The sequence below is a fragment of the Sphingopyxis sp. GW821-FHT10B01 genome, assembly GCF_059415685.1.
On record NZ_JBWKNS010000007.1, the window covers coordinates 311,017 to 325,133 of the forward strand.

Genomic DNA, 14,117 nt, shown 5'->3' on the forward strand with positions numbered 1-14,117 from the left:
CGGCACCATACCCGCGGTTTTACCGCCAAAAACAGGAGGCAAATGTGTCCGATAAAAATCAGAATCTCCAGGATATTTTCCTGAACGCTCTCCGCAAAAGCAAAACTCCGGTGACCATGTTTCTGGTCAAGGGTGTCAAGCTGCAGGGCATCATCACCTGGTTCGATAATTTCTCGTTGCTTCTTCGCCGCGATGGGCAATCGCAGCTGGTGTACAAGCATGCGATCTCGACCGTGATGCCATCGCACGACTTCGACCTGTCGCTGCTTGGCGGCAATCTGCGCGATGCGCCGGCAAGCAAGGGGAAGGCGTTGCAGGATGTTTTCCTCAATGCCGTGCGCAAGTCGGACGAGTCGGTAACGATGTTCCTCGTCAATGGCGTGATGTTGCAGGGCGATATCGTTGCATTCGACCTGTTCTGCATGTTGCTCGAACGTGAGCGTCAGGTGCAGCTCGTCTACAAGCATGCCATTTCGACCGTTCAGCCAAACGGCCCGATCAACCTGACCGACAGCGAGCCGGACAGCGAAGCGGACAACGCCTGATCGACCCGATAATCGACAATGAAGACGAGGTAACGCGCGGCGCCGCCGCACTCATCGTCGTGCCTGAATGGCACAGCCAGCGGCTCGCGCGGGACCTTGATGCACGCGCGGAGGAGGCGCGCGGGCTTGCCGTTGCGATCGGGCTCGACGTGGTCGCGGTGCACACACTCCGCTTGCGTCAGACACGTGCAGCGACGTTGCTCGGCGTCGGGCAGATCGACACGATCACGCCTGATATAGCTGCGAAAAACGTCCAGCTGGTCGTCGTCGACGCGGCGCTCAGCCCGATCCAGCAGCGCAATCTCGAGACCGCATTCGGCACCAAGGTGATCGATCGCACCGGCCTGATCCTCGAAATCTTTGGCGAGCGCGCAGCGACGGCCGAAGGGCGGCTGCAGGTCGAGTTGGCGCATCTCGACTATCAGGCGGGGCGGCTGGTGCGGAGTTGGACCCACCTCGAACGCCAGCGCGGCGGCTTCGGTTTTCTCGGCGGTCCCGGCGAGACGCAGATCGAGGCCGACCGGCGCATGATCCGCAATCGCATGGCCCGAATCCGGCGCAGCCTGGAAGATGCGCGCCGGACACGTCAGCTCCAGCGGTCGAAGCGCCAGCGGGCACCTTGGCTCGTGGTGGCGCTTGTCGGCTATACCAACGCCGGAAAATCGACCTTCTTCAACCGCTTGACGGGAAGTGACGTCATGGCGGAAGATATGCTTTTCGCGACGCTGGACCCGACAATGCGCGAAATCCGGCTACCCGGAATCGACAAGGCGATCCTGTCGGATACGGTGGGTTTCGTATCCGATCTGCCGACCGAACTCGTGGCTGCGTTCCGCGCGACGCTCGAGGAAGTGACGACCGCCGACTTGATCGTCCATGTTCGCGACATCGCGCATCCCGACAGCGAAGCGCAATATGATGATGTGCGTGTTATCCTCGGTTCGTTGGGTGTCAACGGTCCGCAGGGCGACGGGGAGGGCGATGCGCCCTTGGCGATCCCGCAGATCGAAATCTGGAACAAGATCGATACCGCTGATGCCGATCGCCGGGCGGACATCGAGGAGATGGCCGCCCGGCGCTCCGACGTCGCGGTAATCTCGGCGATAACGGGTGAGGGCGTCGAGGCGGCGCGCATTCTCATGGCGTCGCAACTGACGGCGCTACACCAGATTCGGCGGATCTATCTGACCTATAGCGAGGGTGAAGCGGCGGCGTGGCTTCACGCGCGGGGCGAGGTGCTGGCGGACGAGCCGCAGGCAGAGGGGCATGTCCTCACGGTGCGGCTCGATCCGGCGGACAGCGCGCGCTTCGAACGGCTATGGCCAACTACGGACGTTCCGACGCCTTGACCGCCAGCCAGTGGCTTTCCTGCGCATCGAGTGACAGGCCGGCCAGGCTCCCGCCAGCACGATCTTCCATCGCCGCAAAACGCCGCGCAAATTTGGCATTGGCGTCGCGCAAGGCGGCTTCGGCATCGACGCCAAGGTGCCGAGCGTAGTTCACCACGGCAAGCAACAGATCGCCGACCTCTTCATGTCTTTCGGCATCGTTCGTTGCGGCCGCGACTTCGGCGAGTTCCTCGGCAATCTTGCCACGCGGCCCGTCGACGTCGGGCCAGTCGAAACCGACGCGCGCGGCACGGCCTTGCAGCTTTTGCGCGCGGAGCAATGCAGGCAATGACACGGCGACGCCCGCCAGCGCGCCAACTGGACCGTTGACCGAGCGTTCGGCCGCCTTGATCTGTTCCCATTGCCGGCGAACATCGACCGTCTTGCCGTCACCGAAGATATGCGGGTGGCGGCGCTCCATCTTGTCGCTGATCGCATTGGCGACATCGTCGAAACCGAACAGGCCACCGTCGGTTGCAATCTGGCTGTGAAAGACAACTTGGAGCAACAGATCGCCAAGTTCGTCGCAAATCACGGCAGGATCGCCGCCAGCAATCGCGTCGGCGACTTCGTAGGCTTCTTCGATCGTATAGGGCGCGATGGTCGAGAAATCCTGCGCCAGATCCCATTCACAGCCGCCGTCGGGATTGCGCAGTTGCGCCATGATGGCGAGCAGGCGGTCGATGGGGGATTGGGCTACCGTCTCGGTCATATCATTATCCGATAATATATATTATGTTAAATTCAAATCGACCTGAGAAGGGAAAGCCCTCGCAGAGCCCCCTTGCTATGCCACCGCCTGCCATATCCGGATGACCAGAAAAACCAGTCCGAAGATTGCTGCCCATGCGAGTGCCATCTTGAGCCAATCTGCTACGGGAAGCCGCCGTGCAAGCAGCGAGCTCACCACGAGCGTGAACGCGCCGGCGAACCAGAGCATCTGGACGGCCGTATCTCCAGTCATAGCTGCACCTCCAACCCGTCATATCCCGGTTCGACGCCCGGCGGCAATTCCGTCGCAAGGTCGTCATAATCCATCGTATTGTCCATATGCGTGATGATGGCCCGTGGATTGCCGACCTTGGCGAGCCCTTCGAGCGACATGGCGAGGTGCGGATGCGTTGGATGCGGATAGCGGCGTAGCGCGTCGATGACGAACAGGTCGACGCCTTGAAAAAACTCGACCATTTCGTCAGTAAACTTTGAAAAATCAGTCGCATAAGCGATTTTGTGCGCACCGTCGCTGAAGATCAGCCCGGTGGCCTTGATCGGCCCATGTGGCATTTCGATCGCCGACACCTCGATCGGGCCGATCGACTGGTGATCGTGCAGATCGATCGGATCGACCGATGCCGGATAGCCGGCATTCCCGGCGAAAGCATAAGTGAAGCGCCATTTCAGGATGTCGAGCACATGGTCGCGTGCATAAACGGGCACCGCGGACCGGCGCAGATGCATCACCTGGCGCAGATCGTCGAGCCCGTGCGTATGGTCGGCATGCTCATGTGTCCAGATCACGGCATCGATCTCGCCCACCCCGGCGTCGAGCAGTTGCAGCCGCATATCGGGACTGGTGTCGACCAGTATCCGAAAGCCGCCGAGCGACACCATGATCGAAGCGCGGCTGCGCAGGTTGCGCGGATTGTCGGGATCGCACTGCCCCCAATCGTTGCCGATCCGGGGAACGCCCGACGACGTCCCCGAGCCCAGGATTCTGAGCTTCATACAGCGTGCGACGTCATGGCGTTGCCTTATTGAAAAGCGCATAGAAATTTGCGCTTGTTGCTGCGGCAAGCGCGTCCCTGTCATCACCACGCAGGTCGGCGAGATAAGCCAGTGTGTCGGCGACAAATGCCGGCTCACCGGTTTTGCCGCGATGCGGGATGGGGGCGAGAAAAGGGGAATCGGTTTCAATCAGCAGCCGATCCTGCGGCAGCCATTTGGCGGTCGCCTGCAGGTCGGCGGCGTTTTTGAACGTCACGATTCCCGAGATCGAGATGAACAGCCCGAGGTCGAGCGCCTTGCGCGCGAAATCGTCGCTCGCGGTGAAGCAATGGATCACCCCGGGGAATATGGCCTTCCCCATTTCTTCGCCGAGCAGCCCCAGCGTGTCGTCCTCGGCGTCGCGGGTGTGGACGATGATCGGCAGGCCCGTCTGCTGCGAGGCGTGGATATGGCGGCGGAAACTATCCTGCTGCCGCGCGCGATCGCTCTTGTCATAATAATAGTCGAGCCCGGTCTCGCCGATCCCGATGACACGTGGGTGCGCGGCGCGTTCGACCAGTTTGGCGGTGTCGACGTCGGGGTGATGGTCGGCATCGTGCGGGTGGATGCCGACGCTGGCCCACACGTCGTCATTGGCTTCGGCCGCCGCGAGCACGTCGTCCCACTCGCTTTCGCGGGTCGCGATGTTGAGCATCGCGGTGACGCCGCGTGCGCGTGCGCGCGCCAGCACCTCGCCCTGCTGCTCGGCGAGGCCCTTGTAGTTGAGGTGGCAGTGCGAATCGACGAGCATCAGGCCTCCCCTTCCCCCCCATTATCCTCGGCAGGCAGCTCGAGGCGCGGGAAAAGCGGGGTTGGCTGGCCGAGCACGAAGCCGCTGTCGGCGAGCTTCGGGAACCAGTCTGCGTCGGCAAGCGCCGCGAAATCGCGCCCGCCTGGTGCGATGCCCATCTGGTCGAGCAGATTGTCGGCGGCGGTGGGAACGACCGGACGGATCGCAATCGCCAGATCGCGGACGACCGTGAAGAGTGTCATCAGCACCGCCGTCATCCGGTCGGGATCGGTCTTCTTCAGCGCCCAGGGCGCCTGTTCGTCGACATATTGGTTGCAAGCAAACACGGCTCGCATCCACGCTTCGATGCCCACCGAGAAATTCAGATTCCCGAACTCGCGCGGCAATTCATCCTGGGTCGCGATTGCCACCCTGGCCGCCAGTTCCTTGTCGGCGTCAGCGGAAACAAACTTCCCAAGTTTGCCGTCCAGATTCTTGAAAATCATCGACAAACTACGCTGTGCCAGATTACCGAAGCTGTTCGCCAGATCGGCGTTCGCGGTGCGCACGATCGCCTCGGCCGAATAGGTACCATCCTGCCCGAAGCTGACTTCGCGCAGCAGATAATAGCGCAGCGGATCGACGCCGAACTGGTCGGCGAGCGCCATGGGGTCGACGACATTGCCGAGCGACTTCGACATCTTCTCGCCGCGGTTGAGGAGGAAGCCATGGCCGAACACCTGTTTGGGCAGCGGCAAACCGGCACTCATCAGGAAGGCCGGCCAGTAAACCGTATGAAAACGAACGATATCCTTGCCGATCATATGAATGTTCGCCGGCCAGAATGTACCGAAATCGCTATTCGGGTCGGGATAGCCCAGCCCCGACAGATAGGTGGTCAACGCATCGACCCACACATACATGACATGCCCCGGCGATCCCGGCACCGGTACGCCCCAGTCGAAACTGGTGCGCGAGACGCTGAGGTCCTTGAGGCCACCCTCGACGAAACGCAGGACTTCGTTGCGGCGGCTGTCGGGCCGAATGAAATCGGGCTGATCGCTATAAAGCGTGAGCAGTTTATCCTGATAGTTGGAAAGCTTGAAGAACCAGCTTTCCTCGACGGTCCACTCAACCGGCGTGCCCTGCGGCGAGAGGCGGATATCCCCCTCCCCGTCGGTCAATTCGCTTTCGTCATAATAGGCTTCGTCGCGAACCGAATACCAACCCTCGTAGCGGTCGAGATAAAGGTCGCCATTGGCTTCCATCGCCTTCCAGATCGCCTGCGACGCGGCATGATGGCCCGCATCGGACGTGCGCATGAAATTATCATAGCTGATATTCAGCTTGGCATACATCTCACGGAAATATCCCGACATTTCATCGGCGAGGTCGATCGTCGCGCGCCCCTGATCGCGCGCCGTCTGGAACATCTTCAATCCATGTTCGTCGGTTCCGGTGATCAGCCGCACGTCGCGGCCGCGCGCGCGCTGGAAACGGGCCATGACATCGGTCGCGATCGCTTCATAAGCATGGCCGATATGCGGACGGCCATTGGGATAGCTGATCGCGGTGGTGATATAGAAAGGTTCGGTGTTTTCGGACATGCGCGCGCCTTAGCCGCTGGCGCGCGCGAGGGAAAGCGTCAGCGTGCGGCTGGATCCGGACGCGGTGCGAGTTCGGCGAGGCAGTTGCCGATTTCGAAACCCACCATCGCTCCGTCATAGGATCCGCGGATCGCATCGCGGACGGTGCGCTGGACACGGTCCCATTGCGCAAGGATCGGGGCGATTTCCGCCACGGGGCGTTCGCGCGCAAGCCGGGCGAGCAGTCCGGGAACGATGTCGATCACCAGTTCGAGCCGCGCGCGATTGCTCGTGCCACCGACCTCGCGCGCGAGCGCCTCGCGCAGCCGGTTTTCGGGATCGCCCGAGCTCGCAATCGCGAGCAGCTTCTTTTCCGTCGTCGCAACATCGCTGTCGATCAGCGCGAGCGCCTTGCCCGGCACGCCTCCCGAAGCGGCAACGATCGCGCGCACCTCCGCCATTTCGAGCATCGGGCGCAATTCGTGCAGCCACGCCGTCATGGCGTCATGCTCAACGGGTTGAAAACGCAAGGTTCTGCATCGTGAACGGATAGTCGGCAACAAACGTCCGGGCGAATGGCTGACGAGCAGGAACAGCGTCTTCGCCGGGGGTTCCTCGAGCGTCTTGAGCAGCGCGTTGGCGCCGTCGGTCTCGAGATCGTCGACCGCATCGACGATAATCACGCGCCAGTCGCCGAGCGATAGCGACAGGTGCAGGCGGCGGATCATCTGCCGCACCTGTTCGATCGTGACGTTGCGCGCGAGATCCTTGGTCTTATCCTTGGGCTGGCGTGCGAGGCGAAGGATCTCGGGATGGTTGCCGGCATCGACAAGGCGGCCCGCTGCCTCGTTGCCGGCATCGTCCAGCGTCACCGGCTGCCTGTCGCCCCCGCGGTCGTGGGTGACGAGAAAGCGCGCGACCCGTTCTGCGAACGCGCCCTTCCCCATTCCCTGCGGGCCCGCGAGCAACCAGGCGTGATGAAGACGGCCGCCTTGCCATGCTTCCAGAAACGCCTTTTCGGCGTCGTGATGGCCGATCATCGCAGCCACTCCTGAAGTTCGGTGAGGATCGTTGCAGTGACCTTGTCGGTTGATGCGTCGGCGTCGATGATCCGCCAACGTGCCGGTTCGGCTTTGGCCATTTCGACGAAACGCGCGGCAAGGCGCGCCTGATAATCAGCGGGTTTGTTCCCCATACGATCGCTGCCGCCCCGTTCGATCAGCCGTCGCCTGGCTTCATTCGCGCTGACGGTCAGCAGGAAGGTGCGATCGGGCAGCAACCCCTCCGAACCGAAGCCGTGGAGCGTAAGGAGATCGGCATCGGTGATACCGCCCCCGCCCCCCTGATAGGCGCGACTCGAATCGACGAAGCGGTCGCAAAGCACCCATGCACCGCGCGCCAGCGCGGGGCGGATCGTCCGCGCGACATGATCGGCGCGCGCCGCGGCAAAGAGCAGGGCCTCGCTACGCGCATCCCAGCGGTCGTCGCTACCCTCCATCAACAGCGCGCGGATCGCCTCGGCACCGCTGCTGCCTCCGGGTTCGCGTGTCGCGACGGTTTCGATGCCCCGCACTTGCAACGCGTCAGCGAGCGCACGGATTTGCGTCGATTTGCCGACCCCTTCGCCGCCCTCGAGCGTGATAAAGCGCCCGATCACAGTCCGGTCAGCCGGTAAAAGCCCGTGCGCGCGCGTGCCCACCAGCCGCCCTCGTTAACATTGGCTGCGGCGATCAGCGGCGTTGTTTGCGGCGGCAATCCGTCGGGCGTGACAACAAGGTCGGCGACCGGCGTGCCGCGAGTGAGCGGCGCGGCGACGGGAGTTCGGGTGCGCATCACCGCGCGATAGCCGCCGCTATACCCCTTGGGAACCGTCATCCGCACGGCAAGACCCGCTTCGGTGGCGACAGCGGGAACGGCGCCCTTCCGGACGTCGACGCGGCCGAGGCTGGCACCGGCGGGAACGAGTTCCCTGCCCTCCCATTCCTCGAAACCCCATTTCATCAATCGCTCGGCCTCATCGCGCCGCGCCTTTTCGCTGTTCATGCCCGCGACGACCATGATCAGGCGGCGGCCTTTCCGCTTCGCCGAGCCCAGGAAGCAATAGCCCGCTTCGGCGGTGTGGCCCGTTTTCAGGCCGTCGGCACCCTCGAAGCGCCCGAGAATGGGGTTGCGATTGGGCTGGACGATCGGCTTGCCCTCGGGCGATTTGCCATGTTGGAGCCTGGGCAGAGAGAAATAGCGGCCATAGCCATCGGGATGGTCGCGGATCAGCCGGTCGGCGAGCGTGACGAGGTCGGCCGCGCTCACCTTGGTGACCCCGCCATCGGGCCAACCGTTTGGCGTACCGAACCGGCTCGACGCCATACCAATTCTGGTAGCTACAGCATTCATTCGTTTGACGAATGCGTCTTCGCTGCCGTCGATTCCTACTGCGAGAACCGCCGCGGCGTCATTGCCCGAAACGGTGATCAGTCCCTTGAGCAGTTCGTCGACCGAGACCTTTTCGTTCGGACGCAGGAACATCGTCGAGCCGCCCGTGCTGCCGTTCCATTTCTTCCACGTCGCTTCGCTGACGGTGAATTGCTTGTCGCGTGCAAGTTCGCCCTTTTTAATCAGGTCCAGAACCACATAGGCGGTCATCACCTTCGCCATCGAGGCCGGTGCGAAGCGTTTGTCCGCGCCGCGCGAAAAGAGAATGGCCCCCGAATCGAGGTCCTTGAGCATCACGATCGGAGCTTGCGTGACGTAGAGCGGGCGGCTGACAGGCGCGCTTTTGGGGCGAGCATCGCCCGCGGACGACGCCGGAAAGGCAAGCGTCAGCGCCAACATGGTCGCCATTGCCGCGCTGCCTTTCGCCAGGATATGGAGCTTTCCCACGCGCCCGATCTTCAGCGGTCGCGCTGGACCACCGCGTCGCGGAAGCCCTTGGCCTTTGCCTTGCCGAGTGCACCACTGGCTTCGGCTTCGCTGGCAAAGGGACCGATGCGAACGCGCCAGAGATTGCCTGCCTTCGCGACATGGCCCCCGACCGACTTGGCGGCGGCATTGGCGCGGGTCTCGTTGCTGAATGCGCCGACTTGAACGACATATTTGCCGGCGACAGCGGGCTTGGGCGTCGTTGCTGCCGGTTTCGAAGCGGGCGCCGGTTTCGCTGTCGGCGCGGGTTTGGGCGCCGCTTTCGTCGTGCCGGGACCTTCAACGACAAAACGGTCGTCCCCCGGCTTCGCTGTTCCCGACGCGATGGGGGCTGCGGGTTGGGCGGCAACCGGGGCGGCCGCAACCGCGGCCTTTGGAACCGGCAGGCCCTTTGCCTTGGTGCGCAGAATGCTCAACAAGGATTCCGGCGTCGCGATCCGCTCGGGAACCGCTTTTCCGGCGCGAAGCTGCGCGCGTTCGGCAAGGGGCGGGTTCGTGCGGCGGACGCGTACGGCAGAAACGGCGTCGGTGAGGCCCAATTGCTCGGCCGCGCCGCGCGACAGGTCGATCAGGCGGTCGCCGACCATCGGTCCGCGGTCGTTCACGCGCACGAGGATCGTCCGCCCGGTATCGAGCGCGGTCACCTCGACATAGCTTGGCAATGGCAGCGTCTTGTGCGCCGCCGTAACGCCCGCGGGGTCAAAGATTTCGCCATTGGCGGTCGGCTGTCCGGCGAGTTCCTCGCCATACCAGCTCGCATAGCCGACATCGTCATAATCAGGGATATCGGCGGGCGTGTAGGTCACTCCGCCGACGGTGTAGGGATCGCCGATCTTTACCGGGACGTCTGCCACGCCTGCTACCGTCGATGTCGGTGCGGGGTTGGCTGTCGGCCGTCCCTCGCGCTTGCCATCCAAACCACCACAACCGGCCAGCATCAACGCCGCTCCGGCCATCAAGCCCCCGCCCTTAACGATCGATTTCATCCGCCAGCAACCCCACAGACAGTGCGTAAAAATTGGAACAATTATAGTCCAATATCGCACGATAATTACCAGTCAGCAAATAAGCCGTCCGACCGGGGCCATCGGGTTCGAGAAGCGTTGCCTGAATATTGCCGTCGGGCCAGCGGCCGCCGATCGGCGCGATCCCGTCGGCGCGCCATTCGGCCATCGAGCGCCAGCGACTGTGGCGGTCGAAAACGCGCGGGCAGCGGGTCGGCGCGAGGTTGCTCGCGACGCGGGCGCGGTTGAAGCCGGCGGGCACGCTGACCGCGACCCCCCATGGCTGACCGGCGCGCCAGCCGGCACGGCGGAGGTAGGAGCCGATCGATTCGATCGCGTCGGCCTCGCTCGACCAGATGCGCGCGACACCGTCGCCGTCGCCGTCCTCGGCAACCTGCAGATAGACCGAAGGCAGGAATTGCGGATAGCCAAAGGCGCCGGCCCAGCTGCCTTTCAGCGCGCTGCGCGGAACGCCCCGTTCGACCATCACCATCGTGGCGATCAGTTCGGGTTCGAACAGGCTGCGTCGCCGCCCTTCATAGGCCAGCGTCGCGAGCGCCTCGGGAAGGTCGAAATTGCCCGTCACCTGACCATATGCGGTTTCGTGGCCGTAAATGGCGATCATGATGCTCGTCGGAACGCCGGTGCGCGCTTCGATCCGCGACAGGAGCGAGAGCAGCCGGTCGTGGACGCGGCGGCCCCCGCCGATCCGCGCGGCATCGACATGCCTGGCTTTATAGGGGGCGAAGGCCGGGATCGGTGTGTTCGGGGTCGGCGGACTGCCAAGATTGTCGCGATCGAGCGCGATGACGCGAGGGTTGTAACTCAGCCCCGCCGTCACCCGGTCGAACGTCGTCCGCGACACGCCGCGCGCCTGCGCTTTCGGCCACAGCGACTGGACATAGGCGTCGAAGCTGGAATCGGTGCTTTGCGCATGAAGCGGCGCCGAGGCGGTGAGCATCCAGGCCGACAAGAAAGCGATGGCAAACTTGAAAAGGCGTCCGATTCTGAAACGTATAGCGTGCATGATGTCCCCACTCATAGGGCGTGTCTCGCACAGATGCGAGCGGCTTGGCTAGGCTGCGGCGGGACAAGGCGAGTCATTCGTGCGGCGGGCCGAGCGTGCAAGGTTTCGCTTGCCGCCGAACGTCGGCACGCTATGGCGACGCCGTGCGGACAGGTGGCCGAGTGGTTTAAGGCAGCGGTCTTGAAAACCGCCGTGGGTGCAAGCTCACCGTGGGTTCGAATCCCACCCTGTCCGCCAAATCCCAATCCCGATATTTTGCGGAGCCGTTTCGGCACGTCAGCTTTTTGCCAATGTGGGACGGAAGATTGTGGGTGCACCGATCGACCACTGCGCCCAGCTTGCCGCCATCCTAGCCGTAGGCTGTCGCGCGCGATTCCGTTTTGCGGGCACCTCCTTTCGGTGCGAAGAGCCCTGGCCCGGCAAGCATGAACGTCGCGAAGATTGCGCATAGCGGGCGCCGTGCCAAGGCGTCCGCCCCGTAAGCTTAAAGCGACAAAAGATACGGACGTGCGTGTCGAAACTGTCTCCTTTGTCGCTTTAAGAGCCGCCCCGAAAACGGCCTGTCCTCTCAAAGCCGAGGGTGCCGCAGACGCGTGACCATGCACGCGGAGACGCGAAGAACGCGGAGGGAGCAGAGAGCGCGCCATGGCGAGGAGGCTAAAGCACGCCGATTTTGTACGACAGAGGTGTTTGCGACGGCGGTGCAATTTAGGAGTTTATGCACCTGCCACCGTAATTCACTCCTCTGTCACCATAACTTCAGACCGCTATTCCACACCGAGCAGCATCCGGTAGAAGTCGCCATATGCAGGGCCACCAGCAAGGAGGGTGCAGCGATCAAGGGTTTGGCGTTGCAGCTCCGATCCTGATTGATCGACCGCAATGCACGCGCCCAGATATTTTGCGGTCTCAGCAAGCGCCGCGAGCAAGCTCGCTCCATCCTGCGCGCACTTCCATATCGTGTGATCTGGGCCCGTAATATCGCGCACCGTGACCTCCCCAGAGCGAGCCTCTAAAGTCAAGTAATCGGCTTCCACCTCACCTATGGTGTAGCCGTATGAGGCTCGCTCGGGGACATCGAGGAAGCGGACCATTCCCACCTCCACACTGCTGGCATCATAGCGCGCAAAAAGATCATGCAGCGCGGAGTCCCGGAGGCTGTTGCCCTGCTCGGTCGCGCGCTCCCTCATATCAAAGTAGCCAATGAATCGTGCAGCTCCTTCGCGGCTGAGCCCTTCTCCCAATAGGGATTCCACATCGGGCTTCGCTGCTTGAAGGGCATTCCTAAATGACAATGCGTCCATCTGATGTCCTACTGATTGGGATGCAGCGCTTTATACCAAGCGTGGTGGATTTTTTCAGGGAGCGGTGTCGCGATCGGCCCCTGACCTATGTGGTGATGAACAAGCTTATTACCGGAAAACCCCGAATGCGAGGGAAATTCTTTTACCCAAGTGTCGTTCACAACAGGTGAATAGCCTTTTCGTATAAGAAACAGGTTGTCGGCATCGAAATATTCTGGATTCGACTTCGCCATCTCGCGCCAAAACCAAGGTCCATTGCGCGGGAATCCCGCCGCATTGAGCCCCGAACCAGCAGGAGCAAGGCGCATATCTATCTCAACGCCAGCCTTCATATAGCTTTCGGGGACGAGGCTGACTCGTGCTGCTCCACCCGCAGCAGTTTCTGCGGCAGGCCCCATTAGCTCATAGCCGAGAATGCTCAAGCCGCCATTCTCTGTTACGATTCCGTTGCTGCCGAGAATGCTGAGGCGCCCATTATCGTGAACGACGCCATAGTCGCCGAAAACGCTGAAGCGTTTTCCGGCTTTCACAATGCCGTAATCACCACCAAAACTGAAGCGTCCGCCCCCAAATTCGACCCCATATTTGCCCAGAATATTATAGGCGCCGGATTTCCTGCTTATGACGCCATCAAATACGCTCCAGTCGCCATTGTCGTAGCTGAACAATGAGCCAATCTTGAGCTGGTTATCGCCAGAGGTGATTCCTGCCCAGCTCAGCAACGTCGTCGCTGCAGTTCCGGCTGCGCCGAGAACACCATACCAGTAACTCGAATTTTCATCGAGTTGCTGAAGCGCCCTTTCTTTTTCTGCGGCTGACCGGTCGCTGTCTTCAATATGGCGAGCACCAGCTTCTTGCCATTCTTGCACTTCAGCAATCGAAGCTGGCGTTTTCGGCACGAAACCTATTTTTCTCAAGTCATAGGGCTCTATGATGCCGCTACCGGAAACCCCAGCCGTCACGTCAAAACGGGCGGCCTCGGCGTCCGCAGCCGCGACCCCCTTGGCGCGCTCCTCTTCGCTCCGGGGCGTTTTGCTTGCGGTGACGACAATTATGTCTTCGATAACTTCACCGGCCGTCGGCGTATCTTGAGCGGCCGGTGGATCCCAGAAGCCATCAGGGATAAGATTGGTAGGCTGTCCAATTCGGCTTATCGCGTCTCCTGCGACACGGCCTAGGATTCCGCCGATGATATCGGGCAACGCCGCCAGCAGATTATCCCCAAAGCTGTTGCCGCCCAAGGCGCTGCGCGTCGCAGCGTTGGCGATGCCGGCGGCGGTGCTTGATCCGAACTCGCGCCCGAAGCTGCCCGGCTTGCCGCCGATCTTGCCGCCGACGAGCTCGCCGATCCCCGCACCGATGCCCGCCGCCGCGACGCCCGCGAAGTCGAACTTGCTCTGCAGGCCCGTTGCGACGCCGATGCCCTGGCTGAGCGCACTGCTGACCAGCCCGCGACCGGCTGCGGCAACCGCGCCGCTGCCGAACAAGGCCTTTTCACCAAATACGCCGCCTTCACCCAGCGCGCCGCCGACCGCGCCGCCCAGCGCCGCGAGGCCGACGCCCTTCCAGTTGAACTTGTCCTGGATGCCGCTCGCCACGCCAAATGCCTGGCTCGCGATCGACCCCGCCGCTCCGGCAATCGCCCCGCCGAGGATGGCCGCGCCAGCAGTTGCCTTGCCCAGCAGCGCGCCCGCAAGATTGGCCGCCGCCCCCTTGGTCGCGATCGTCACCGCGACCGCGATCGCGACCATCAAGATCTGCCCGAAGACGCCGCACTTACCGCCCTTCTTTGTCGGCTTGGGGGTGGTCGGCGACAGGTCGCCGAGCGCGCGATTGGGGTCGTAGACGCGGAA

13 protein-coding genes, 1 tRNA gene and 1 pseudogene are annotated in these 14,117 nt (G+C 62.5%); 3 read left to right on the forward strand and 12 right to left on the reverse strand.

Annotated elements, in window-relative coordinates:
- Positions 1–20 precede the first annotated feature (20 nt).
- Together hfq and hflX are read left to right on the forward strand one after the other, a co-directional pair.
- Positions 21–545: pseudogene (hfq, locus tag AC07NV_RS20655) on the forward strand (RNA chaperone Hfq); the annotation flags it as partial.
- A 59-nt stretch (positions 546–604) separates the two neighbouring features.
- A complete protein-coding gene (hflX, locus tag AC07NV_RS20660) occupies positions 605–1,894 on the forward strand; it encodes a GTPase HflX (RefSeq protein ID WP_495168264.1) in 1,290 nt (429 codons plus the stop codon).
- On the opposite strand, the gene mazG is transcribed toward hflX, so the two are convergent.
- The 10 genes from mazG to AC07NV_RS20710 form a co-directional block, all read right to left on the reverse strand.
- The gene (gene mazG / locus AC07NV_RS20665; RefSeq protein ID WP_495168265.1) at positions 1,872–2,645 is read right to left on the reverse strand and encodes a nucleoside triphosphate pyrophosphohydrolase; all 774 of its coding nucleotides are present in this window, start codon (positions 2,643–2,645) and stop codon (positions 1,872–1,874) included. The genes hflX and mazG overlap by 23 nt on opposite strands.
- Before the next feature lie 75 nt (positions 2,646–2,720).
- The gene (locus tag AC07NV_RS20670) at positions 2,721–2,897 is read right to left on the reverse strand and encodes a hypothetical protein (RefSeq protein WP_495168266.1); all 177 of its coding nucleotides are present in this window, start codon (positions 2,895–2,897) and stop codon (positions 2,721–2,723) included.
- Entirely contained in the window at positions 2,894–3,658 is a 765-nt protein-coding gene (locus AC07NV_RS20675; protein ID WP_495168267.1) for an MBL fold metallo-hydrolase, read from the reverse strand. Before AC07NV_RS20675 ends, AC07NV_RS20670 begins: the two co-directional genes overlap by 4 nt.
- 13 nt (positions 3,659–3,671) lie before the next feature.
- Positions 3,672–4,448: a TatD family hydrolase gene (locus tag AC07NV_RS20680; RefSeq protein WP_495168268.1), complete on the reverse strand. Its 777-nt coding sequence runs from the start codon at positions 4,446–4,448 to the stop codon at positions 3,672–3,674.
- Positions 4,448–6,034: a methionine--tRNA ligase gene (gene metG / locus AC07NV_RS20685; protein WP_495168269.1), complete on the reverse strand. Its 1,587-nt coding sequence runs from the start codon at positions 6,032–6,034 to the stop codon at positions 4,448–4,450. Before metG ends, AC07NV_RS20680 begins: the two co-directional genes overlap by 1 nt.
- A gap of 38 nt (positions 6,035–6,072) precedes the next feature.
- Positions 6,073–7,053 carry a DNA polymerase III subunit delta' gene (locus AC07NV_RS20690; protein WP_495168270.1) on the reverse strand — a complete coding sequence of 327 codons (981 nt, stop codon included), beginning with the start codon at positions 7,051–7,053 and terminating at the stop codon, positions 6,073–6,075.
- Positions 7,050–7,670: a dTMP kinase gene (gene tmk, locus AC07NV_RS20695; protein ID WP_495168271.1), complete on the reverse strand. Its 621-nt coding sequence runs from the start codon at positions 7,668–7,670 to the stop codon at positions 7,050–7,052. Before tmk ends, AC07NV_RS20690 begins: the two co-directional genes overlap by 4 nt.
- Positions 7,667–8,851, reverse strand: a complete 1,185-nt coding sequence (locus AC07NV_RS20700; RefSeq protein ID WP_495168272.1) for a D-alanyl-D-alanine carboxypeptidase family protein — start codon at positions 8,849–8,851, stop codon at positions 7,667–7,669. The genes tmk and AC07NV_RS20700 overlap by 4 nt, the downstream gene beginning before the upstream one ends.
- Positions 8,852–8,901: 50 nt before the next feature.
- A complete protein-coding gene (locus AC07NV_RS20705) occupies positions 8,902–9,915 on the reverse strand; it encodes a septal ring lytic transglycosylase RlpA family protein (protein ID WP_495168273.1) in 1,014 nt (337 codons plus the stop codon).
- A complete protein-coding gene (locus AC07NV_RS20710; protein ID WP_495168283.1) occupies positions 9,899–10,894 on the reverse strand; it encodes a lytic murein transglycosylase in 996 nt (331 codons plus the stop codon). Before AC07NV_RS20710 ends, AC07NV_RS20705 begins: the two co-directional genes overlap by 17 nt.
- A gap of 213 nt (positions 10,895–11,107) precedes the next feature.
- Between AC07NV_RS20710 and AC07NV_RS20715 the strand changes: the two genes are divergently transcribed.
- Positions 11,108–11,197 (forward strand) — tRNA-Ser (locus AC07NV_RS20715).
- Between the two features lie 530 nt (positions 11,198–11,727).
- Here the strand turns inward: AC07NV_RS20715 and AC07NV_RS20720 are convergent.
- Both AC07NV_RS20720 and AC07NV_RS20725 read right to left on the reverse strand, forming a co-directional pair.
- On the reverse strand, positions 11,728–12,264 hold the full coding sequence (locus AC07NV_RS20720; protein WP_495168274.1) for a hypothetical protein: 537 nt from the start codon (positions 12,262–12,264) through the stop codon (positions 11,728–11,730).
- Between the two features lie 8 nt (positions 12,265–12,272).
- Positions 12,273–14,117 (reverse strand): hypothetical protein (locus AC07NV_RS20725; RefSeq protein WP_495168275.1); only part of this gene is annotated, 1,845 nt, incomplete at its 5' end.

Excerpts from the sequence above, each read along its gene's own strand:
- mazG (WP_495168265.1), bottom strand. The coding sequence starts at position 2,645 with ATGACCGAGACGGTAGCCCAATCCCCCATCGACCGCCTGCTCGCCATC.
- AC07NV_RS20670 (WP_495168266.1), bottom strand. The coding sequence starts at position 2,897 with ATGACTGGAGATACGGCCGTCCAGATGCTCTGGTTCGCCGGCGCGTTC.
- AC07NV_RS20675 (WP_495168267.1), bottom strand. The coding sequence starts at position 3,658 with ATGAAGCTCAGAATCCTGGGCTCGGGGACGTCGTCGGGCGTTCCCCGG.
- AC07NV_RS20680 (WP_495168268.1), bottom strand. The coding sequence starts at position 4,448 with ATGCTCGTCGATTCGCACTGCCACCTCAACTACAAGGGCCTCGCCGAG.
- metG (WP_495168269.1), bottom strand. The coding sequence starts at position 6,034 with ATGTCCGAAAACACCGAACCTTTCTATATCACCACCGCGATCAGCTAT.
- AC07NV_RS20690 (WP_495168270.1), bottom strand. The coding sequence starts at position 7,053 with ATGATCGGCCATCACGACGCCGAAAAGGCGTTTCTGGAAGCATGGCAA.
- AC07NV_RS20700 (WP_495168272.1), bottom strand. The coding sequence starts at position 8,851 with ATGGCGACCATGTTGGCGCTGACGCTTGCCTTTCCGGCGTCGTCCGCG.
- AC07NV_RS20705 (WP_495168273.1), bottom strand. The coding sequence starts at position 9,915 with ATGAAATCGATCGTTAAGGGCGGGGGCTTGATGGCCGGAGCGGCGTTG.
- AC07NV_RS20710 (WP_495168283.1), bottom strand. The coding sequence starts at position 10,894 with ATGCTCACCGCCTCGGCGCCGCTTCATGCGCAAAGCACCGATTCCAGC.
- AC07NV_RS20720 (WP_495168274.1), bottom strand. The coding sequence starts at position 12,264 with ATGGACGCATTGTCATTTAGGAATGCCCTTCAAGCAGCGAAGCCCGAT.